This window comes from Cellulosimicrobium sp. E-16 (assembly GCF_049913115.1).
GTDB lineage: Bacteria > Actinomycetota > Actinomycetes > Actinomycetales > Cellulomonadaceae > Cellulosimicrobium.
Window position 1 is genome coordinate 2,763,281 of record NZ_CP183974.1, and the last position, 20,387, is coordinate 2,783,667.

The window sequence follows — 20,387 nt, forward strand, 5'->3', positions numbered from 1 at the left end:
CCACACGACACCCACGCCGTGCGCGCCCGTGCTCACCGGATCGCGACGCCCGGCCACCTAGACTCTCCCCGTGGCCACCGTGACGACCGATCCCCTCGTCGGCCGCCTGGTCGACGGGCGGTACGAGGTCGTCTCGCGCATCGCGCGAGGCGGCATGGCGACGGTCTACCTGGCCGTCGACCGGCGGCTCGAGCGCGAGGTCGCGCTCAAGGTCATGCACGCCCACCTCGCCGAGGGCGCGTCGGGCGCCGACTTCGTCTCGCGCTTCCGCCGTGAGGCGCGCGCGGCGGCCCGCCTCACGCACCCCGGTCTCGTCGCCGTGTACGACCAGGGGCTCGACGGCGACACGAGCTACCTCACGATGGAGTACGTGGCGGGCTCGAACCTGCGCCGCGCGATGCTCACCGAGCGCACGCTGCCGCTCGGCCGCACGCTCGACGTGCTCGAGGACGTCCTCGACGCGCTCGCCGCCGCACACCGCGCCGGGCTCGTGCACCGCGACATCAAGCCGGAGAACGTGCTCGTCGACACCGAGGGCCGGCTCAAGGTCACCGACTTCGGGCTCGCGCGCGCGGTCAACGAGGTCACGGCGACGACGACCGGCACCATCCTGGGGACCGTCGCCTACCTCTCCCCCGAGCTCATCGCGACGGGCGCGTGCGACGCGCGGACCGACGTCTACGCCGTGGGGATCCTCGCCTACGAGATGCTGCTGGGCACGGTCCCGCACACCGGAACGACGCCCATCCAGGTCGCGTTCCAGCACGTCAACAACGACGTGCCGCCGCCGTCGGACGTCGCGCCGTGGATCCCGCCGGAGGTCGACGACCTGCTGTGCGCGCTCGCGGCGCGCGACCCCGCCGACCGCCCGGCCGACGCCGGCGCCGCCCTCGCGCTCGTCCGCTCGGTCCGCGCAGAGCTCGACCCGGCCGACCTCGAGCGGCGCGTCGACCCGCCCGCGGCCGCGGGCGCCGTCGCCCCCGCCCAGGGCGCGGAGCCCGGCCCGACGGCGGAGCACCGTTCGGCGGCGACCGCGCCCCTCGCCGCGCTCAGCCTCCAGGACCGTGAGGCCGCCGGCCTCACGGAGCCGCTCGCCGTGGGGCACGTCGTCGCCCCGACCACGCGGCCGGGGCCGCCGCCTCCGGCTCCCCCGGTCGCGGCCCGTCGCCGCGGCCGGGGCCGTGCCCTCGTGTGGTCGCTGGTCGTCCTGCTCGTCCTGGCGGGCGTCGGTGGCGCAGCGGCCTGGTGGTTCTCGTCCGGTCCGGGCGCGTACACGCAGGTCCCCGGCGGACTCGTCGAGGTGTCCCGGACCGAGGCTGCAGCGATCCTCGACGACGCGAACCTCGACCACACGGTCGAGGAGCGCTACGACGACACCGTGCCCGAGGGCGCCGTCGTCGAGACCGACCCTCCGTCCGGCGAGCCGGTGCGCAAGGACGGGAGCGTCCAGCTCGTCGTCTCGAAGGGCGTGCGGATGCTCACGGTGCCGACCGGCCTCGTGGGCGCCACGCAGGTGGACGCGACCTCGGCGCTCGAGGGCGCGGACCTGACGGTCGGCGATCCCGTCGCGAAGGCGCACGACGAAGTCCCGGCGGGCCAGGTCATGGCCGTCACGGACGGCGACGGCAACCCGATCGAGGAGGGCGCCACGGTCCGGCACGACGTCCCCGTCGTGCTCACGGTCTCGTCCGGCCCGGCGCCCGTCGTCGTCCCGCAGGTCACGGGCTCCCAGAAGGACGCCGCGGTCAAGGCCCTGGAGGACCAGGGCCTCGTCCCCGCGGTCACGGAGGAGTACTCCGAGTCCGTCGCCGCGGGCCTCGTGATCCGCCAGGACCCGGAGCAGGGCAGCGACGCGCACCGGACGGACACGGTGAACGTCGTCGTCTCGCTCGGGCCCCCTCTCGTCGACGTCCCGAACGTCAACACCAGAAACGTCACGGACGCCGAGAAGGCCCTGAAGGATGCGGGCTTCCAGGTCGAGATCCGCTACCCGCAGGGCATCCACCCGCTCAACATCGTCTACGCCCAGGACCCACCGGGCGGGGACGGGCGCACCGCGCCCAAGGGCTCGACGATCGTCCTCAACGTCTTCTGACGCGACGGCGACCGTCAGCGTCCGTCAACGACGCAGCATCTCCGCGACCTGGAAGGCCATCTCCAACGACTGCTGGTGGTTGAGGCGCGGGTCGACGAGGGTCTCGTAGCGCAGGGCCAAGCCGGCGTCGTCGATCTCCTCGCTGCCGCCGAGCACCTCGGTGACGTCGTCGCCGGTGAGCTCGACGTGCAGCCCGCCGGGGACGGTGCCCGCGGCGCGGTGCACCTCGAAGAAGCCGCGGACCTCGTCGAGCACGTCGTCGAAGCGGCGCGTCTTGTAGCCGCTCGCGGACGTGATGGTGTTGCCGTGCATCGGGTCGGTGACCCACGTGACGGGCACGCCGGCCCGGGACACGGCCTCGACGAGCGGCGGCAGCGCGTCGCGCACGTTGCCCGCGCCCATGCGCGTGACGAACGTCAGGCGACCCTCGACGTCGTCCGGGTTGAGCCGGTGCGCGAGCTCGAGCGCGACGTCGGGCGTCGTGGTCGGCCCGAGCTTGACGCCGATCGGGTTCGCGACGCGCGACAGGAAGTCGACGTGCGCGCCGTCGAGCTGGCGCGTGCGCTCGCCGATCCACAGGAAGTGGGCCGACGTGTCGTACGCGTCGCCCGTGCGCGTGTCGCGGCGCGTGAGCGCGCGCTCGTAGTCCAGGACGAGGGCCTCGTGGCTCACGAAGAACTCGACGGTGCGCAGGGCGTCGAAGTCGGCGCCGCACGCGTCCATGAAGCGGATCGCGCGGTCGATCTCGGACGCCGTCTGCTCGTAGCGCGCGTAGGCCGGGTTGCGCATGAACCCGCGGTTCCACTCGTGGACCTGGCGCAGGTCGGCGAACCCGCCGGTCGTGAAAGCCCGCACGACGTTCCACGTGGCCGACGAGATCTGGTACGCCTGCACGAGGCGCTCCGGGTCGGGCACGCGCGCCTCGGGGGTGAACGCGTGGCCGTTGATCATGTCGCCGCGGTACGCGGGCAGCGTCACGCCGTCGCGCGTCTCCGAGTCGGAGCTGCGCGGCTTCGCGTACTGCCCGGCCATGCGGCCCATCTTCACGACGGGCATGCTCGCCCCGTGCGTGAGGATGACCGCCATCTGGAGGATCGTGCGGATCTTGTTGCGGATGCGGTCGGCGTTCGCCTCGGCGAACGTCTCGGCGCAGTCTCCCCCCTGGAGGAGGAACGCCTCGCCCCGCCCGGCCGCGGCCAGGCGGGAGCGCAGCGTGTCGGCCGCGGCGGGCACCACGAGCGGCGCGGAGGCCGCCAGCCGGTCCCGGACGGCGTCGAGCGCCGCCTCGTCCGGCCACGTCGGCTGCTGGAGCGCGACGAGCGTGCGGAAGTGGTCGAGCCCGGCGTCGGTCCCCGGCTCGCTCGTGGTGGTCATCCCGCTGCCCGGGTCAGTGCGCGGCGGGTGCCGCGGCGACGAGCGGCTGGCCGATGCCCTCGAGGAGCTCGCCGAACCACTGCTGCGTGACGTCGAACGCCTTGCCCCCGGCGATGCGCGGGAACTCGATCGCGCGCAGGCGGTCGCCGTTCTCCTCGTCGTGCCCGATGACGCCGGACTCGCCGCGCAGCGCGCACTCGACCGCGAGGTCGGTCATCGACTTGATGAGGCGCAGGTCCTCGGCGTTCGCGGCCGCGGCGCGCGAGAAGTAGCCGGACTTCTGGACCATGACCTTCTCGGCACCCAGCTTGTCGGCGAACTGCTTGGCGAACCACTGGCCCGGGTTGACGGTGTCGAGCTTGACGTGGCCGAACGGGTCGCGCTGGACCTCCTCGCCGGCCGCCTCGAGCTGAGCGACGATCTCGTGCATGCCGGCGCCCTCGGACAGGAAGATGTTGACGTTCCCCTGCTCGTCCATGATCGCCTTGAGGCGCTCGGCCTCGGCGTCGATGTCGAGCGCGAGCTCCGGCAGGAAGACGGCGTGGACGTCCCAGCGCTCGCGCGACAGGCCGAGGGCCGGGGCCCACTCCTGCGCGTCGAGCCACTTGCGGTACTCGGCGGCGGACGCGGCGGTGAGCCACCCGCAGTGGCGGCCCATGACCTCGTGCACGATGAGCATGCGCGGGCCCGAGCGGTGCTCGCCGATGACGTTCGCCGCGAAGCCCGCCGCCTCCTCGGCCGCGGTCCAGGCCCCGAGCGACTGACGGATCGGGATCACGTCGTTGTCGATCGTCTTCGGCAGGCCCACGACGGTGAGCTCGTAGCCGTTCTCGTGGAGGTACGCGGCGAGGTCGGCCGCGGTCGTGTTGGTGTCGTCGCCGCCGATGGTGTGCAGCACGTCGACGCCGTCCGCCTTGAGCTGCTCCGCGGCGACCTGCAGCGGGTCCTGGCCCTCCTCGACCAGGCCGCGCTTGACGCAGTCGGCCGCGTTGGTGAGCTTGACGCGCGAGTTGCCGATCGGCGAGCCGCCGAAGCGGTGCAGGATGCCGGCCTGCTTGCGGCCCTCCTCGTCCACCACGATCTTCGTGCCGGTCAGCAGGCCGTGGTAGCCGTACTGGTAGGCGATGATCTCGATCTCCGGGTCGAGCTCCGTGTACCGCTCGATGAGACCCCCGACGGCGGAGGACAGGCACGGGGCGAAACCGCCCGCGGTGAGGAGGGCGACGCGACGAACCGACATGTGAACTCAGAACCTCTCGTAGGACGGATCCTGGCCGGACGGACGCGGTCCGGCGGGGTGGCGGCGACGGCGGCGGGCACGTACCCCGACGAGGGGCACCACGAGCACTGCGCGACCGGCCGTCGCTCAGTCTACTGACGTCGCGCCGGGCTCCGGCGGCGGTTCCGGGACCTGGACGTCGGGGGCCGGGCGGCCGCCGGGCGCCCCGCCCGCCTCCTCGGACTCGGTGTGCCCCGCGGCGAGCCGCGCCTTGGCCGTCGCGGCGTAGATGTCGACGTACTCCTGGCCGGACAGCCGCATGATCGCGTACTGGATCTCGTCCGCGACGGCGCGCAGGATGAAGCGGTCGTTCTCCATGCCGCGGTACCGCGAGAAGTCGAGCGGCTCGCCGACGACGACCCCGATGCGCATGGGCTTGGGGATGACCTTGCCGATCGGCTGGGCGATGTTCGTGCCGACCATCGCGACCGGGACCACGGGCGCGCCCGACTCGAGCGCGAGGCGCGCGACGCCCGTCTTGCCGCGGTACAGCCGACCGTCCGGGCTGCGCGTGCCCTCGGGGTAGATGCCGAACAGGTCGCCCTCGCGCAGGACGCGCAGGCCGGTCTCGAGCGCAGCCTCGCTCGCCTTGCCGCCGGCCCGGTCGACGGGGATCGTGCCGACGCCGCGCATGAAGCCGGCCGTCAGGCGCCCCTTGACCCCCGTACCCGTGAAGTAGTCGGACTTGCCGAGGAACTGGACCTTGCGGTCGAGGACGAGCGGCAGGATGAAGGAGTCGATGACCGCGAGGTGGTTGCTCGCGAGGATCGCACCCCCCTCGTCCGGCACGTGCTCGACGCCCCGCGTCCAGGGACGGTACAGGACCCGCAGGATCGGGCCGACCATCACCTGCTTCATGAACCAGTAGAACAACGTTCCTCCTCGCGGGGTCCCGGCGCGGGACGTGCATCCGACTCTAGAGTGATTCCTATGGCCGCACCGAACGCCCAGCCGGACTCCCCGCAGCCCGACGACGCACCCGACCCCACGCCCGACGACGCGTCGCGGGGCCCCGAGCACCCCGGTCCCGACGACGAGGGTGCCCGGCCGGACGACGCGCCGCACGAGCCGGCCCTCGACGTCGACGCGCAGTGGGCCGGCATCGTGGCCGAGCTCTCCGACCTGTCCGGCCTCGACCGTGACGCCGCGCGCGACCCCGAGGCCGCTCCGGGCAGCGCCGACGGGCCCTCCCCCGCACCGCGCGACGGCCGCGACGTGCTCGGGTCCGTGCCGGTCGCGCCGTGGGTCCGCACCAGCGGTCCCCGCGACTGGCCGACGACGCCGGAGGTCGAGGACCTCGAGGAGGCCGAGAGCCACTTCGTGCCGCCGGACCCGCCGCTCGTGCTCGGCCGCGACCCGCTCCTCACCATGGCGTGGGCCCTGGTCGTCGGCGTGCCGATCCTCCTGCTGGTCGTGCTCGTCGTGGTGCGCCCGTACCCGGTGATCGTCGCGCAGGTGGGCGGCGGGGCCTTCCTCGCCGGGCTCGCGATCCTGCTCTGGCGCATGCCCCACCGCCGGGACGACGACGACGAGGGCCCGGGCGCCGTCGTCTGACGCCCGGGCCTCGGCCGCACCTGGTCGCGCCGCCCCGTCGGCCGGTCGTCAGCGGTCAGCGGCGCGCGAGGTCCGCCGCGCCGACGATCCCGGCCTCGTTGCCGTGCTCGGCGAGCTCGATGCGCGCCTCGGGGCGGTGCCCGCGCGCGGAGAGCTGGTCCGCGAACGCGCGGCGCACCGGCTGGAGCAACAGGTCGCCGGCTGCGCCGACGCCGCCACCGATGACGATGAGCTCCGGGTCGAGCAGCGCGGTGACCGAGGCCGCGCCCTCGCCGATCCAGCGACCGAGGTTGGCGAGCAGCTCGACCGCGAGGTCGTCGCCCTCCTGCGCGGCCTGCGTGATCTGGGGGCCGTTGAGCTTGTCCGGGTCGCCGCCGCAGATCTCCAGGAGGCGCGTCGCGCGGTCCGGCTGGGCGATGAGCGCGTTCTGCCCGTCACGCACGAGGGCGCGCCCGGACGCGTACTGCTCCCAGCAGCCCTCGTGGCCGCAGCCGCAGTAGTGCCCGCCCGGGACGACGCGCATGTGCCCCACCTCGGCCGCGACTCCCCACTTGCCGCGCACGAGCTCGCGGTCGACGACGATCGCGCCGCCCAGTCCCGTCCCGACCGTCAGCATGAGCATGTCGGTCGCGTCGCGGCCGACGCCGAACTGGAACTCCGCCCAGCCCGCCGCGTTCGCGTCGTTCTCGACGACGATCGACACGTCGGTGTCCCCGATGAGCTCGCGCACGTTCCTCGCGAGGGGGTACTCGCGCCACGCGATGTTCGGGGCGAAGAGCACGGACGTGCGGTCGGGGCTGACGAAGCCGGCCGCGGCCAGGCCCATCGCGCCCACCTCGTGCTCGGCGGTCAGCTCGGCATACACGTCGGCGATGGCACGGTCGATGCTCGCGACGTCGTCGGGCTCGGTGTCGCGGCGCGTCTGGACGAGGATCTCGCCCTTCTCGTCGACGACCCCGGCCGCGATCTTCGTCCCGCCGATGTCCACACCGATGGCGTGCATGTCCCGTCCTCACTCGCTCGGTAACCGCTGACTAACCGCTGGCTGGATGCCTCACGCTGCGGGTGCTGCCCGCGCACGGGCGACGCACGACGACGGCTCGCGACCCCGCGCCCGGGTCGTCCTGCCGGAACTCCGCGCCCGCGCGAAACGTTGCGCAAGCAGCGCACAGCACCTGAAGCCTACCGACATCGACAGGTCCCGGGCACACACCGCCACTGGGTAGGGTTCTCCCACCGTCGACTACTGCCACTGGAGCCAGAATGGACGAGATCAGCGCCCCACGGATCGTCGAAGTCGATCCCTCGAAGAACCTCAACGACCTGCTCGCGAGCCGCGTCGCGGCCGACCCGGCGGCGCCGATCGTCGAGCGCCGCGTCGGCACGGACGCTGCGTGGCAGGCTCTCAGCGCCCGCGGGTTCGACGCCGAGGTCGTCGCCGTGGCGAAGGGGCTCGTCGCGCGCGGCATCCAGCCGGGCGACCACGTGGGCATCATGTCGCGCACGCGCTACGAGTGGACGCTCCTGGACTGGGCCACGTGGGCCGCCGGTGCCGTGCCGGTGCCGCTCTACGAGACGTCGAGCGCCGAGCAGGTGCAGTGGATCCTCTCGGACGCCGACGTCCGGCTGCTCGTCGTCGAGACCGAGGCGCACGCGGCGACCGTGGGCGAGGTGCGCGACCAGGTCCCCGCGCTGTCCGACGTCCTCGCGATCGACTCGGGCGCGATCGCGAGCCTGACCGCCGACGGCGCGGACGTCGAGGACGCGGAGATCGCCCGTCGCAGGGGCCTCGCGAACCTCGCCGACGTCGCCACGATCATCTACACGTCGGGCACGACCGGCCGGCCCAAGGGCGCGGAGCTCACGCACGAGAACTTCTACTCGCTCACGGTCAACGCCGTGAAGGCGGTACCCGAGGTGTTCGGCGAGCCGGGCGGTCGCACGCTGCTCTTCATGCCGCTCGCGCACGTGTTCGCGCGCTTCATCGGCGTGCTCGTCGTCGCCGGCGGCACGGTGCTAGGACACACGCCCGACACGAAGACCCTGCTCGACGACCTCGGCACCTTCAAGCCGACGTACATCCTCTCGGTGCCGCGCGTGTTCGAGAAGGTCTACAACTCGTCCGAGCAGAAGGCCGCCGCGGGCGGCAAGCTGAAGATCTTCCACTGGGCCGCCGCGACGGCGATCGCGTACTCGCGTGCGCTCGACGAGCCGTCCGGTCCCGGCATCGGGCTGCGCCTCCAGCACAAGGTCGCCGACGCGCTCGTGTTCAAGAAGCTCCGCCACGCACTCGGCGGCCGCGCGAAGTACGCGGTGTCCGGCGGCGCGCCGCTCGGCGAGCGGCTGGGGCACTTCTACCGCGGCATCGGCGTGCGCATCCTCGAGGGCTACGGGCTCACCGAGTCGACGGCGCCGACGAGCGTCAACCGTCCCGCGACCACGAAGATCGGGACCGTCGGCGAGCAGCTCCCGGGCTGCGCGGCGCGCATCGCCGAGGACGGCGAGATCCTGCTCAAGGGCGACCACATCTTCCGCGGCTACCACAACAACGAGCAGGCCACGGCGGAAGCGTTCGTCGACGGCTGGTTCCGCACGGGCGACCTCGGCTCGCTCGACGAGGACGGGTTCCTGCGCATCACGGGCCGCAAGAAGGAGATCATCGTGACCGCGGGCGGCAAGAACGTCGCCCCCGCCGTCCTCGAGGACCGCATCCGCGCCCACGCGCTGGTCTCCCAGTGCGTGGTCGTCGGCGACCAGAAGCCGTTCATCGGCGCACTCGTCACGCTCGACCCCGAGGGGCTGCCGGGCTGGGCGAGCATGCACGGCAAGGAGCCGATGTCGATCGAGGAGGCGGCCAAGGACCCCGACGTCCTCGCGGCTCTCGACGCGGCCGTGACGCGCGCCAACCAGGCCGTGTCGCGGGCCGAGTCCATCCGCAAGTTCACCGTGCTCACCACCGACTTCACGGTCGAGAACGGCTACCTCACGCCGTCGCTCAAGGTGAAGCGCGGCGAGGTGCTCAAGGACTTCGCGGCCGACGTGGAGGCGATCTACGTGGACGGGCCCGCCCCCGTCCGCTGACGCCCGACGGTCGTCGACGACGCCCGCACGGCCCTCCCCGGCACCCGCCGGGGAGGGCCGTCGGCATTCAGCGGCGCGCGAGCCGCGCGAGGAGCGCCTGCGCCGGGACGCACACCGCGCCCATCGCCTGCACGTCGTCCGACACCGCGCGGTCGCTCGTCACCACGACGACCGGTCGGCCCGCGGGCTCGGCGGCGACCAGGCGGCGGATGAGGTCGTCGGCGATCTCCCCCGACGAGAAGAGCACCCGCACACCGCGCGGGGCGTGCACCGGCCGGGCGGCGACGTCGGCGCCGTCGAAGCACACCGTGACCTCGGTGCCCCCCGCCGCGACGCGCAGGAGTCCGTTGAGGAGCCGGTCGCGCTGCTCGGCGAGCGTGAGCTCGCCGAAGCCGGTCTTGGTCACGTTGTAGCCGTCGACGACGAGGTGGGTGCGCGGGACGGAGAGGAGGTCACCGAGCAGCGCGGGGTCGTCCGCCGCGCGCCCGCGCGACCCGGGCCGCGGTCGCGCGGCGGCGTCCGGCAGGGTCGCGGCGACGTCGTCGGCCGGGGTCGTCGTGGTGGGCCCCAGCGCGAGCTCGCGCCGCAGCCCGGCTGCCGCGTCGACCACCGTGTCGAGCAGGAGCCGCGCGCGTGCGGTCGCGACGTCGGCCGCCGACGTCCGCGCACGCCGCGCCTCGTCCCGCTCCGCGCGTGCGCGGGCGAGCTCGACCCCCGCGGCGCGGCGCTCCTCGCGCGCGTCGCGCAGTGCCCCGTCCGCCTCCGCCCGCTCGGCCGCCGCCGCCTCGAGGGAGGCCCGGGCCTCGGCCCGCGCCCGGTCGGCGTCCGCCCGCAGCCGCCGCTCGGCGCGGCGTGCGCCGGCGAGCTCCGCCGTCGCGGCGTCCGCGCGCGCGGCGGCGTCGCGCGCCTGCGCCCTCAGCTCCTCGACCTGCGCGGCCAGCCGGTCGCGGTCGCGACGCAACCGGGCGACCTCGCTGCGCTCCGAGCGCTCGGTGCGCAGCGTCGTGTCGAGCGCGCGGGCGCGCTCCACGGCCGCCTCCCAGCCGTCCGGGCGCAGCAGGAAGGCACCGGCGGCGCGCTCGCGGACGAGGACGGGCGTGGTGGGGTCCTCGTCGCCCGGTCCCGCCAGGGCGTCGGCCCGCGGTGCCGCCGTCAGGTCGTCGGGCAGTTCCTGGTCGTCCGGGACCGAGGGATCCGACGGCGCATCCGTCGCGGTCCCGTGCTCGCGCGACCAGGCGGCGGCGACGGCGTGGCGGAACCCGGCGTCGTCGACCAGGGCACGCCACAACGGTGCCGCACCGGCCGACGCGCGCCGACGCGGCGCGAAGGCCTTGACCCGTTGCAGGGCGACGGGGACGAGGACCGGGTCGAGCGTGCCGAGCACCTCCGCCGCCGCCTCGACGAGCAGCGCGTGCACCGCGGGCGGGACGCCGCTCGCGGGTCCCCCCTCGTCCGACCTGTCGGCCACCATCCGCTGCGCCTCCTGCGTCCTCTCGTCGGGAGTTCTACCGGACATTTCATCCCTGATCGTCCCGATTCCCCCTGGCACCACCCTATGCCGTGCCCGTGCCCGACCGAGGACCCCGCCGCGTCCCGCCTCGGCCGTGTCGGTGGCCGTCGCTACCCTCGCCGCCATGCCGTCCGGACCCCTTCTCGCCTCCTCGCGCGAGGGGTCCGCGCCTCGGGGCGTGCCCGTCCAGGCCACGCTCGACGACCTCGGGACGCCGCTGCGGGACGTGACGTTCGTCGTCGTCGACCTGGAGACCACGGGCGGGTCGCCCACGGGGGCCGGGATCACGGAGATCGGCGCCGTCAAGGTTCGCGGCGGCGAGGTGCTCGGGGAGTTCCAGACGCTCGTCGACCCCGGCGTCCCCGTGCCGGCCTTCGTGGCCCGCCTCACGGGGATCACCTCGTCCATGGTCGCGACCGCCCCGCGCATCGAGGCCGTGCTGCCCAGCTTCCTGGAGTTCGCGCGCGGCGCCGTGCTCGTCGCCCACAACGCGCCGTTCGACATCTCGTTCCTCAAGGCCGCGTGCCGGGCCGCAGACTACGAGTGGCCCGGGAACCAGGTGCTCGACACCGTCCCGCTCGCTCGCCGCGTCGTCACCCGCGACGAGGCCCCCAACCACAAGCTCGCGACCCTCGCCGCGCTGTTCCGGGCCACGGTGACGCCCGAGCACCGCGCGCTCGCCGACGCGCGCGCCACGGTGGACGTGCTGCACGCCCTCCTGGCGCGGCTCGGGCCGCTGGGCGTCACCCATCTCGAGGATCTCGCCGGGGCGACGGACCCGGTCCCGCAGGACGTGCGGCGCAAGCGGCACCTCGCGGACGACCTCCCGGACGCCCCGGGCGTCTACCTCTTCCGCGGTCCCGGGGACGAGGTCCTCTACGTCGGCACGTCGACCTCGATCCGGCGCCGCGTCCGGTCCTACTTCACCCGCTCCGAGAAGCGCAGCCGCATCACCGAGATGGTGCGCATCGCGCACGCCGTCACCCCGGTCGTGTGCGCGACGCCGCTCGAGGCGCAGGTGCGCGAGCTGCGCCTCATCGCGGAGCACGCACCGCGCTACAACCGTCGGTCGCGCCACCCCGAGCGCATGGCCTGGGTCCGGCTCACGGACGAGGCCTACCCCCGCCTGTCGGTCGTGCGGGACGTCCGCGCCCCGGCGGCGCACATCGGGCCGTTCGCGTCCAAGCACCAGGCGCAGGCCGCCGTCGACGCCCTCCACGACGCGTTCCCGCTGCGCCAGTGCACGCGCCGCCTCCCGGTCGTCGCCTCGCCCGGGGCGACGGCGTGCGTCCTCGCCGAGATGGGACGGTGCTCGGCGCCGTGCACGACCGTCGCCCGCGACACCGGGTACGCGGCCGTCGCCACCGGCGTGCGGGAGGCGTTCGAGGGCGACCCGTCGCACGTCGTCGCGGAGCTCGGACGCCGGATCGTCGTGCTCTCGCGCGACGAGCGGTTCGAGCAGGCGGGCGAGCTCACGCACCGTCTGCGAGCGTTCCTCACGGGGGCGGCGCGCGCCCAGCGGCTCGCCCCGCTCGCCGCGTGCGCCGAGCTCGTCGCCGCCCGCCCGACGGACGGCGGCGGGTGGGAGATCGTCGTGGTGCGCCACGCGCGCCTGGCCGCGACCGGGGTGAGCGACCCCGGCGCGGACCCGTGGCCCCTCGTGCACGCGCTCGTCGCGACGGCGGAGAGCGTGGCCCCGCCCGTGCCGCCCGCCCCGGCGAGCCACCCCCACGAGGCCGAGATCCTGCTGTCGTGGCTCCAGGAGCCGGGCGTGCGGATCGTCGACGTCACGGGCCCGTGGGCGTGCCCTGTCCGGTCCGCGGGTTCGCACGTGGACCTCGCCGCCACGGCCCGGGACGTCGCGCGCCACGCCGAGCCGGTCGACCGCCCCGACCTGACGTACGCGGTACCCGGCGTGACCGTAGAGTGGTCGCCAGTCGACGACCCGACCCCGGAGGAACCATGCTGACCGCCATCGTCCTGATCGACACCGACCCCGCCCGCATCCCCGAGGTCGCGTCCGAGGTCGCGGACCTCAAGGGCGTCAGCGAGGTCTACTCGGTCACGGGCAAGGCGGACCTGGTCGCCATGGTCCGGGTCCAGGAGCACGACCAGCTCGCCGACGTCATCGCGGACCGCATCAGCAAGGTCCCGGGAGTCGTGCGCACCGAGACGTTCATCGCGTTCCGCGCGTACTCCAACGTCGACCTCGAGCAGGCGTTCGCGCTCGGCCTCGACGACTGACGAGGCGGCCTGCAGCCCGCGACCGCCGGCCGCCTCGCACAGCAGGGTCAGTCCCGCGCCGCGGCCTCGGCCCAGCGAGCGAGGACGTCGCGGGCCGCGCCCGTGTCCACGCTGCGCGCCGCGATCTCGTAGGCGGCGCGCAGTCGCGCGGCGAGCGCGCCCTCCGCGGTCCCAGGCAGCGTGCCGTCCGCGACGAGCCCGGCCGCCGCGTTGAGCAGCACCGTCTCCCGTACCGGCCCGGCCTCGCCCGCCAGGAAGCGTCGCGCCACGTCGGCGTTGTGCGCCGCCTCGCCGCCCCGCAGCTCGGCGATCGTCACCGGCGCGAGGCCCAGGTCGGCGACCGGGTCGAGCCGCTGCTCGGTCACGACGCCGTCACGCACCTCCCACACCGTCGCCCCGCCTGTCGCAGCGAGCTCGTCGAGCCCGTCGTCGCCGCGGAACACGAGCGCCGAGGTCCCGCGCCCGGCGAGGACCCCGGCGATGAGCGGTGCCATGCGCGCGTCGGCGACACCGATGGCGGCCGCACGCGGCTGCGCGGGGTTCGTCAGGGGACCGAGGACGTTGAACGCCGTCGGGATGCCGAGCTCCTTGCGCGCGACGCCCGCGTGGCGCATGGACGGGTGGAAGACCATGGCGAAGCAGAACGTGATGCCCGCCTCCTGCACGATGCGGGCCACGCGCTCGGGCCCGTGGTCGAGCCGGATCCCCAGCTCCTCGAGCACGTCCGCCGCCCCCGACGACGAGGTCGCGGCGCGGTTGCCGTGCTTGACGACCCGCACGCCCGCGCCCGCGATGACGAGCGAGGCCATCGTCGAGATGTTGACCGTGTGCGCGCGGTCCCCGCCCGTGCCGACGATGTCGACCGCCGGTCCGTCCACGGTGAACCGGCTCGCGTGAGCCAGCATCGCGTCCGCGAGGCCCGTCAGCTCGGCGACGGTCTCACCCTTCGCGCGCAGCGCCACGAGGAAGCTCGCGAGCCGCACGGGCGACACCTCGCCGGACATCACCTGGTCCATCGCCCAGGCGGTGGAGTCGGCGTCGAGGTCGTGCCCCGCGACGAGCTCGGTCAGCAGGCCGGGCCACGTGAGCCCCGCGCCCGTCGAGTCGCTCGTGGTCGAGGCGGCGGGGTGCGGGGTGGCGGTCACGGGTGGCCCTTCGGCTGGTCGGTCTCCTGTCGGCTACCGCGTGCCGGCGGCACGCAGCAGGTCGGCGACGGCGCGCTGGAGGGCGACCGCGTCGAACGGCCGAGGCACCGCGTCGTCGGCGAGCGACCACGATGCTAGCCAACCGTCCTGCGGCCTGCCGGTGAGGACCAGGACGGGCGGGCAGCGGTAGACCTCGTTCTTGAGCTGGCGGCACAGACCCATGCCGCCGGCCTTGTCGGCCTCCCCGTCGAGGACGAGCAGGTCCCACCCGCCCGCGTCGGCGGAGGTCACGACGGCGGTCGGGGTCGCGACCTCGAGCCACTCGATGTCCGGCTGACCCGCACCCAGCCGGCGCCCGACGGCGAGACGCACCTGCTCGCGCACCGTCACGTCGTCGCTGTAGAGGAGGATGCGCGGCGCGCGCGGGGTCACGCTCGTGTCCCCGTGCGTCGTCGTCACGGTCGTCGTCATCGTCGTCACCGTCGCCTTCGTGGTTCCCTCGGGTGGTCCGGGAGGGCGCGCTCCGAACGCCTGCGGCGCGCACGTCCCGACTGGCATCTTGGCACGTCACAGCCGATCGCAGCACCCCCTCGCGCGGTGTCGGCGCCGACCGGCGGAGGACCCGGGACCAAGGGCCCTGGCCGGGCCTGCGAGCACGCCAGTTTCATGGCACTTAGCAGCGATCCGTCACCAAGTGCAGGTCTCCGTGGGAAGATCTGGAGACATTGTGAGATTCACCGCCTCCGGGCGGTCGTCTGCGTGCCGCGAAGGGCCCGTTCGTCGGCCATAATGGCTTCTGTGTCGACCGCAACGGCTGCCCCCCACGCCCATCAGCACGTGAGCGTCAACCGACCGAACCCCGTCTCGGTCGGGACGATCGTGTGGCTGGCCAGCGAGCTCATGTTCTTCGCCGGCCTCTTCGCCATGTACTTCACGGTCCGCGCCGTGATGCCCGCCGACGAGTGGGCCCTGCAAGCGGACAAGCTCAACCTGACCTTCGCGGCGATCAACACGACCGTCCTGGTGCTGTCGTCGGTGACGTGCCAGATGGGCGTGTGGGCCGCCGAGCGCTTCCAGCCCGTGCGCACCGGATCGATCTTCCAGGTGAACCGCTGGGGGATGAACGAGTGGATGACCCTCACGTTCCTCATGGGCGCGTTCTTCATCGGTGGTCAGATCTTCGAGTACGCCGAGCTCGTCGAGCACGGCGTCTCGATCTCCTCGACGCCCTACGGCTCCGTCTTCTACATCACGACCGGCTTCCACGGCCTCCACGTCGTCGGCGGCCTGATCGCCTTCCTGTTCCTTCTCGGCCGCTCGTTCTCGGCCAAGAACTTCGGGCACCACGAGGCCACGACGGCCATCGTGACGTCCTACTACTGGCACTTCGTCGACGTCGTGTGGATCGCGCTGTTCTTCGTGATCTACATCCTGCGCTGACGACACGCCCGGGGTCCGCCCCGGTCCGCCCACCCGCCCCCTGCTCCCCCACCTGCGAGACGAGGATCATTTCGTGAAGGCACTCGCCGCCCGCAGACACCACCGCTTCGCGCCGGTCGTGCTGCTGCTGCTGGCGCTGCTGGTCACCGGTGGCGTCTACGCCGCCTTTGCACCGACCCCGGCCAACGCCGAGACCGCCAGCACCGAGGACATCGAGACCGGCCAGAAGCTGTTCCAGGCCAACTGCGCCACGTGCCACGGGCCGAACGCCGAGGGCTCGGACACGGCTCCGTCGCTCGTCGGTGTCGGTGCCGCGTCGGTCGACTTCCAGGTGTCCACCGGCCGCATGCCCATGCAGATGGACGGTCCGCAGGCCATCCAGAAGCCTCGCCAGTTCGACGAGGAGCAGACGGCCCAGCTCGCCGCCTACGTCGCCTCGCTCGGTGCCGGCCCGGCGATCCCGACCGACGAGCAGGTCGACGCCTCGCTCGGCGACGTCGCGAACGGCGCAGCGATCTTCCGCACCAACTGCGCGATGTGCCACAACGCCGTCGGCGCCGGCGGCGCGCTCTCGGAGGGCAAGTTCGCGCCCCCGCTGTGGGAGACGTCGGAGCGCAACCTCTACCAGGCGATGCTCACCGGCCCGCAGTCGATGCCGGTCTTCAACGACGCGACCATCACGCCGGAGGAGAAGCGGGACGTCATCGCGTTCCTCGTCGACCAGCGTGAGGGCTCGGCGGGCGGCCTCTCGCTCGGCTCGCTCGGCCCCGTCAGCGAGGGTCTGTGGGCCTGGATCGTCGGAATGGGCCTCCTCATCGGGGCCGCAGTGTGGATCGGAGCGAAGTCCTCGTGAGCGACTACCAGAACCCCCGGTCGCCCGAGTCCTCGCACCGCGAGGTCGGGCACCGCGAGGAGCACGGCACCCTCGAGACGTTCCCGGACCCCGGTCTGCCGGAGCACAAGACCCGCATGGCCGACCGCGACCCGAAGGCGTCGAAGCGCGCCGAGCGCCAGGTCGCGACCCTCTTCGGCATCTCGGTGATCGGCACGATCGCCGCGCTCGTCGTCTACTTCGTCATCCCGCCGGACGGCACCACGGCGGGCGTGCGCCTGTCGACGCTCTCCCTCGGTGTGGCCATCGCCTTCGCGCTGCTCGGCATCGGCCTCGGCGCCGTGCACTGGGCGAAGGTGCTCATGTCCGACCACGAGAAGGTCGACGAGCGTCACCCGATCGCGAGCGACGCCGAGACGCGCGTCGGCGCGATCGCCGAGCTCGAGGCCGGCGCCAAGGACTCGGGCATCGCCCGCCGCGGCGTCCTCAAGGGCGCGGTCATCTCCGCGCTCGCGCTGTTCCCGCTCACCATCGCCGTCCCGCTCGTCGGCAGCGTCGGTGGCGACTGGAACGTCTCGAAGTTCAAGCACACGCTCTGGAAGCCCGGGACACGCCTCGCGATCGACCCCTCCGGCCGGCCCATCAAGGCGGCGGACGTGACGATCGGCTCGGTCGTGCACATCATCCCGGAGGCCTCCCAGGAGGAGATGCAGTCCCACGAGTGGATCACGGAGAAGGCCAAGGCCGTCGTCCTGCTGGTCCGTCTCGACCCGCGCGACATCGTGTCCGACCAGTCCCCCGAGGGCGAGACCTGGTCGTACGACGGGATCGTCGCGTTCTCCAAGATCTGCACGCACGTCGGCTGCCCCGTGGCGCTCTACGAGCAGCAGACGCACCACCTGCTGTGCCCGTGCCACCAGTCGACGTTCGACGTGGCCGACAGCGCGAAGGTGGTCTTCGGGCCCGCGAAGCGGCCCCTGCCGCAGCTGCCGATCACCGTTGATGACGAGGGCTACCTGGTCGCCCAGAGCGACTTCCACGAGCCCATCGGCCCGAGCTTCTGGGAGCGTCTGAAGTGACCACCAGCACCGGAACCGCCTCACCCCAGGCGGCCGCACCGAAGTCAGGCGCGCCGACGACCCCCGCCGGCAAGGCCGCCGACTACCTGGACCAGCGCACCGGCATCGGTGTCGCCGTCAAGGAGTTCGCCCGCAAGGTCTTCCCTGACCACTGGTCGTTCCTCCTGGGCGAGATCGCGCTGTACTCGTTCGTCGTCCTGATCCTCACGGGCATCTTCCTGACGATGTTCTTCGTGCCGAGCATGTCGCTCGTCACCTACCACGGCGAGCCCGCGTCGATGAACGGCGTGCTCATGTCCGACGCGTTCGCGTCGACGCTGCACATGTCGTTCGAGGTGCGCGGCGGCCTGCTCATGCGGCAGATCCACCACTGGGCCGCGCTGATCTTCATGGCGGCGATCGTCACGCACATGATGCGCGTCTTCTTCACCGGCGCCTTCCGCAAGCCGCGCGAGATCAACTGGCTCGTGGGCATGCTGCTCATGATCATGGGCCTCGCCGCCGGATTCTCGGGCTACTCCCTGCCGGACGACGTCCTGTCCGGCAACGGCCTGCGCATCACCGACGGCGTCGTGAAGTCGATCCCGCTCATCGGGTCGTACCTCTCGTACTTCATCTTCGGCGGCGAGTTCCCGGGCGAGCACATCATCCCGAGACTCTTCACGGTGCACATCCTGCTGGTGCCGGGCCTGATCCTCGCGCTCGTCGCGCTGCACCTGTTCTTCGTCGTGCTGCACAAGCACACGCAGTACCCCGGCGGCGGCCGTACGGACAAGAACGTGGTCGGCTACCCGCTGTTCCCGGTGTACGTGGCCAAGGCCGGCGGCTTCTTCTTCGTCGTGTTCGGCATCCTCGCCCTCATGGGCGGCACGATGGCGATCAACAACGTGTGGAACTACGGCCCGTTCGACCCGTCACCGGTGTCCGCAGGAGCGCAGCCCGACTGGTACATGCTGTTCCTCGAAGGCTCGCTACGACTCATGCCAGGACAGGCGGAGTTCGTGACGTGGGGCGACTACACCGTGCCCCTCAACGTCCTGATCCCGGCCGTGGTGGTGCCGGGCCTGCTGTTCACCTTCCTGTTCGTCTACCCGTTCCTCGAGGCCGCGGTGACGAAGGACAAGCGCGAGCACCACGTGCTCGACCGCCCGCGCAACGTCCCGGTCCGCACCGGTCTGGGCGTCGCCTTCCTCACGGCGTTCATCATCCTGGCGCTCGCCGGGTCGAACGACCTCATCGCGACGCACTTCCACATGTCGATCAACACGATCACGTGGGCGTTCCGGGTCCTGTTCTTCGTCGGCCCGTGGTTCGCGTTCTGGATCACCAAGCGCATCTGCCTCGGCCTCCAGCGCAAGGACCGCGAGCTCGTGCTCCACGGCCACGAGACGGGCCGGATCGTGCGGTTCGCGCACGGCGAGTACATCGAGGTCCACCGCCCGCTCGACGAGCAGGAGCGCTGGCTCCGGGTCAACTACCAGGCCCACGAGCCGCTCGAGATCGAGCCGGCGACGGACTCCCGCGGCGTGCGCCGCAAGGGCTACAAGAAGGACAAGCGCCTCCAGCGCCTGTCGCGGTTCTTCTACGAGGACCGGATCGAGCCCGTGACGCCCGTCGAGCTCGCGGCCGCCCACTCGCACGGCGAGCACGACACGCTCGAGGGTGAGAGCCACGAGCAGATCGAGGCCGGTGCCGCCACCGTCGGTGGTGGGCGCGACCTCGTCGAGCCGGAGAAGGGCGCCGACGAGCGTCGACCCTGAGGTTCCTGCACAGTAGGACGATGACCCGCGACCAGTCCCCTCATCGAGGCGGACAGGTCGCGGGTCATCGTCGTCTCGGCACCCGGGCGCGGGCAGCCGCGCCTGCCTGAGGGCCTGAGACACCGTCAGTTCACCGCACAGCGGCCGCAGGACGCTCTCCCGCGGTCCGTACCAGGAGGTACTCCGGATGCCCGTCTACACCCTGCCCGAGCTGTCCTACGACTACGGTGCGCTCGAGCCGCACATCTCCGGGCGGATCATGGAGCTGCACCACTCCAAGCACCACCAGGCCTACGTCACCGGCGCGAACACCGCCCTGGAGAAGCTCGCCGAGGCCCGCGAGACCGGCGACTTCGCCGCGATCAACCTGCACGAGAAGAACCTCGCGTTCAACCTCGGCGGCCACGTCAACCACTCCGCCTTCTGGACCAACCTCTCCCCCGAGGGCGGCGGCGAGCCCACCGGCGAGATCGGCGCCGCGATCGACGAGCACTTCGGCTCCTTCGACGCCTTCAAGAAGCAGTTCGCCGCCGTCGCCGCCGGCGTCCAGGGCTCGGGCTGGGCCATCCTCGCCTGGGACTCCATCGGCTCCAAGCTCGTCACCGTCCAGCTCTACGACCAGCAGGGCAACCTCACCCTCGGCCTGACCCCCATCGTCCTGCTCGACGTCTGGGAGCACGCCTACTACCTCGACTACCAGAACGTGCGCGCCGACTACGTCACCGCCTGGTGGAACCTCGTCAACTGGTCCGACGCCGAGGCCCGCCTCCAGCGCGCCAAGACCCAGACCGCCGGGCTCATCGTCCCCGCCTGACGAGCCCCGCAGGACGACACCCCGGGGCGAGCACGAGCCAGCTCCCCCACCACGACGAGGTCGGTCCCGTCATCCACCGGATGACGGGACCGACCTCGTTCTCGGCGGCTCGCCGGAACCGCACCAACCTCAGTCCGCGGTCACGAAGAGGTACCGCGCGACGTCGTCAAGCAGGTCGAC

At 72.7% G+C, this 20,387-nt stretch carries 17 protein-coding genes; 10 read left to right on the forward strand and 7 right to left on the reverse strand.

Annotation, left to right across the window (positions count from 1 at the left end; translation table 11 throughout):
• Window positions 1–70 precede the first annotated feature (70 nt).
• A complete protein-coding gene (gene pknB / locus ACN9MS_RS12250) occupies window positions 71–2,095 on the forward strand; it encodes a Stk1 family PASTA domain-containing Ser/Thr kinase (RefSeq protein ID WP_426308856.1) in 2,025 nt (674 codons plus the stop codon).
• Window positions 2,096–2,119: 24 nt separating this feature from the next.
• On the opposite strand, the gene ACN9MS_RS12255 is transcribed toward pknB, so the two are convergent.
• The 3 genes from ACN9MS_RS12255 to ACN9MS_RS12265 form a co-directional block, all read right to left on the reverse strand.
• Window positions 2,120–3,469, reverse strand: coding sequence for a class II 3-deoxy-7-phosphoheptulonate synthase (locus ACN9MS_RS12255; protein WP_047233160.1), 1,350 nt, complete (start codon window positions 3,467–3,469; stop codon window positions 2,120–2,122).
• Window positions 3,470–3,482: 13 nt separating this feature from the next.
• On the reverse strand, window positions 3,483–4,709 hold the full coding sequence (locus tag ACN9MS_RS12260) for a pyrophosphate--fructose-6-phosphate 1-phosphotransferase (protein ID WP_047233161.1): 1,227 nt from the start codon (window positions 4,707–4,709) through the stop codon (window positions 3,483–3,485).
• A gap of 126 nt (window positions 4,710–4,835) precedes the next feature.
• The gene (locus tag ACN9MS_RS12265; protein WP_239576702.1) at window positions 4,836–5,621 is read right to left on the reverse strand and encodes a lysophospholipid acyltransferase family protein; all 786 of its coding nucleotides are present in this window, start codon (window positions 5,619–5,621) and stop codon (window positions 4,836–4,838) included.
• 57 nt (window positions 5,622–5,678) lie between these two features.
• Between ACN9MS_RS12265 and ACN9MS_RS12270 the strand changes: the two genes are divergently transcribed.
• Window positions 5,679–6,302: a hypothetical protein gene (locus ACN9MS_RS12270; protein ID WP_426308857.1), complete on the forward strand. Its 624-nt coding sequence runs from the start codon at window positions 5,679–5,681 to the stop codon at window positions 6,300–6,302.
• A 55-nt stretch (window positions 6,303–6,357) separates the two neighbouring features.
• Here ACN9MS_RS12270 and ACN9MS_RS12275 read toward each other — a convergent pair whose 3' ends face one another.
• The gene (locus tag ACN9MS_RS12275; protein ID WP_426308858.1) at window positions 6,358–7,305 is read right to left on the reverse strand and encodes an ROK family glucokinase; all 948 of its coding nucleotides are present in this window, start codon (window positions 7,303–7,305) and stop codon (window positions 6,358–6,360) included.
• 260 nt (window positions 7,306–7,565) lie between these two features.
• Between ACN9MS_RS12275 and ACN9MS_RS12280 the strand changes: the two genes are divergently transcribed.
• Window positions 7,566–9,383, forward strand: a complete 1,818-nt coding sequence (locus ACN9MS_RS12280; RefSeq protein WP_426308859.1) for an AMP-dependent synthetase/ligase — start codon at window positions 7,566–7,568, stop codon at window positions 9,381–9,383.
• 67 nt (window positions 9,384–9,450) lie between these two features.
• Here the strand turns inward: ACN9MS_RS12280 and ACN9MS_RS12285 are convergent, their stop codons facing one another.
• Complete coding sequence (locus ACN9MS_RS12285) at window positions 9,451–10,854, reverse strand: NYN domain-containing protein (RefSeq protein ID WP_426308860.1); 1,404 nt, start codon at window positions 10,852–10,854, stop codon at window positions 9,451–9,453.
• A 163-nt stretch (window positions 10,855–11,017) separates the two neighbouring features.
• Here ACN9MS_RS12285 and ACN9MS_RS12290 point away from each other — a divergent pair, with 163 nt between their 5' ends.
• Together ACN9MS_RS12290 and ACN9MS_RS12295 are read left to right on the forward strand one after the other, a co-directional pair.
• Window positions 11,018–12,862 carry a DEDD exonuclease domain-containing protein gene (locus ACN9MS_RS12290; RefSeq protein ID WP_426308861.1) on the forward strand — a complete coding sequence of 615 codons (1,845 nt, stop codon included), beginning with the start codon at window positions 11,018–11,020 and terminating at the stop codon, window positions 12,860–12,862.
• Window positions 12,856–13,137, forward strand: coding sequence for an Lrp/AsnC family transcriptional regulator (locus ACN9MS_RS12295; RefSeq protein WP_024840033.1), 282 nt, complete (start codon window positions 12,856–12,858; stop codon window positions 13,135–13,137). Before ACN9MS_RS12290 ends, ACN9MS_RS12295 begins: the two co-directional genes overlap by 7 nt.
• 47 nt (window positions 13,138–13,184) lie before the next feature.
• Here the strand turns inward: ACN9MS_RS12295 and trpD are convergent, their stop codons facing one another.
• Window positions 13,185–14,282 carry an anthranilate phosphoribosyltransferase gene (gene trpD / locus ACN9MS_RS12300; protein ID WP_426308862.1) on the reverse strand — a complete coding sequence of 366 codons (1,098 nt, stop codon included), beginning with the start codon at window positions 14,280–14,282 and terminating at the stop codon, window positions 13,185–13,187.
• Between the two features lie 33 nt (window positions 14,283–14,315).
• A complete protein-coding gene (locus ACN9MS_RS12305; protein WP_426308863.1) occupies window positions 14,316–14,753 on the reverse strand; it encodes a hypothetical protein in 438 nt (145 codons plus the stop codon).
• Between the two features lie 318 nt (window positions 14,754–15,071).
• Between ACN9MS_RS12305 and ACN9MS_RS12310 the strand changes: the two genes are divergently transcribed.
• The 5 genes from ACN9MS_RS12310 (at window position 15,072) to ACN9MS_RS12330 (ending at window position 20,207) form a co-directional block, all read left to right on the forward strand.
• Window positions 15,072–15,722 carry an aa3-type cytochrome oxidase subunit III gene (locus ACN9MS_RS12310; RefSeq protein WP_082141561.1) on the forward strand — a complete coding sequence of 217 codons (651 nt, stop codon included), beginning with the start codon at window positions 15,072–15,074 and terminating at the stop codon, window positions 15,720–15,722.
• A 73-nt stretch (window positions 15,723–15,795) separates the two neighbouring features.
• On the forward strand, window positions 15,796–16,575 hold the full coding sequence (locus ACN9MS_RS12315; RefSeq protein ID WP_378232267.1) for a cytochrome bc1 complex diheme cytochrome c subunit: 780 nt from the start codon (window positions 15,796–15,798) through the stop codon (window positions 16,573–16,575).
• Window positions 16,572–17,633, forward strand: a complete 1,062-nt coding sequence (locus ACN9MS_RS12320) for a Rieske 2Fe-2S domain-containing protein (protein WP_426308864.1) — start codon at window positions 16,572–16,574, stop codon at window positions 17,631–17,633. The genes ACN9MS_RS12315 and ACN9MS_RS12320 overlap by 4 nt, the downstream gene beginning before the upstream one ends.
• Entirely contained in the window at window positions 17,630–19,393 is a 1,764-nt protein-coding gene (locus tag ACN9MS_RS12325) for a cytochrome b (RefSeq protein ID WP_426308865.1), read from the forward strand. Before ACN9MS_RS12320 ends, ACN9MS_RS12325 begins: the two co-directional genes overlap by 4 nt.
• 187 nt (window positions 19,394–19,580) lie before the next feature.
• Entirely contained in the window at window positions 19,581–20,207 is a 627-nt protein-coding gene (locus tag ACN9MS_RS12330) for a superoxide dismutase (RefSeq protein ID WP_053369073.1), read from the forward strand.
• The last annotated feature ends 180 nt before the right edge of the window (window positions 20,208–20,387 follow it).

Bases quoted from the DNA above. Each gene is read 5' to 3' on its own strand.
- ACN9MS_RS12255 (WP_047233160.1), bottom strand. From the start codon at position 3,469: ATGACCACCACGAGCGAGCCGGGGACCGACGCCGGGCTCGACCACTTC.
- ACN9MS_RS12260 (WP_047233161.1), bottom strand. From the start codon at position 4,709: ATGTCGGTTCGTCGCGTCGCCCTCCTCACCGCGGGCGGTTTCGCCCCG.
- ACN9MS_RS12270 (WP_426308857.1), top strand. From the start codon at position 5,679: ATGGCCGCACCGAACGCCCAGCCGGACTCCCCGCAGCCCGACGACGCA.
- ACN9MS_RS12275 (WP_426308858.1), bottom strand. From the start codon at position 7,305: ATGCACGCCATCGGTGTGGACATCGGCGGGACGAAGATCGCGGCCGGG.
- ACN9MS_RS12280 (WP_426308859.1), top strand. From the start codon at position 7,566: ATGGACGAGATCAGCGCCCCACGGATCGTCGAAGTCGATCCCTCGAAG.
- ACN9MS_RS12285 (WP_426308860.1), bottom strand. From the start codon at position 10,854: ATGGTGGCCGACAGGTCGGACGAGGGGGGACCCGCGAGCGGCGTCCCG.
- ACN9MS_RS12290 (WP_426308861.1), top strand. From the start codon at position 11,018: ATGCCGTCCGGACCCCTTCTCGCCTCCTCGCGCGAGGGGTCCGCGCCT.
- ACN9MS_RS12295 (WP_024840033.1), top strand. From the start codon at position 12,856: ATGCTGACCGCCATCGTCCTGATCGACACCGACCCCGCCCGCATCCCC.
- ACN9MS_RS12305 (WP_426308863.1), bottom strand. From the start codon at position 14,753: ATGACGACGACCGTGACGACGACGCACGGGGACACGAGCGTGACCCCG.
- ACN9MS_RS12310 (WP_082141561.1), top strand. From the start codon at position 15,072: ATGGCTTCTGTGTCGACCGCAACGGCTGCCCCCCACGCCCATCAGCAC.
- ACN9MS_RS12330 (WP_053369073.1), top strand. From the start codon at position 19,581: ATGCCCGTCTACACCCTGCCCGAGCTGTCCTACGACTACGGTGCGCTC.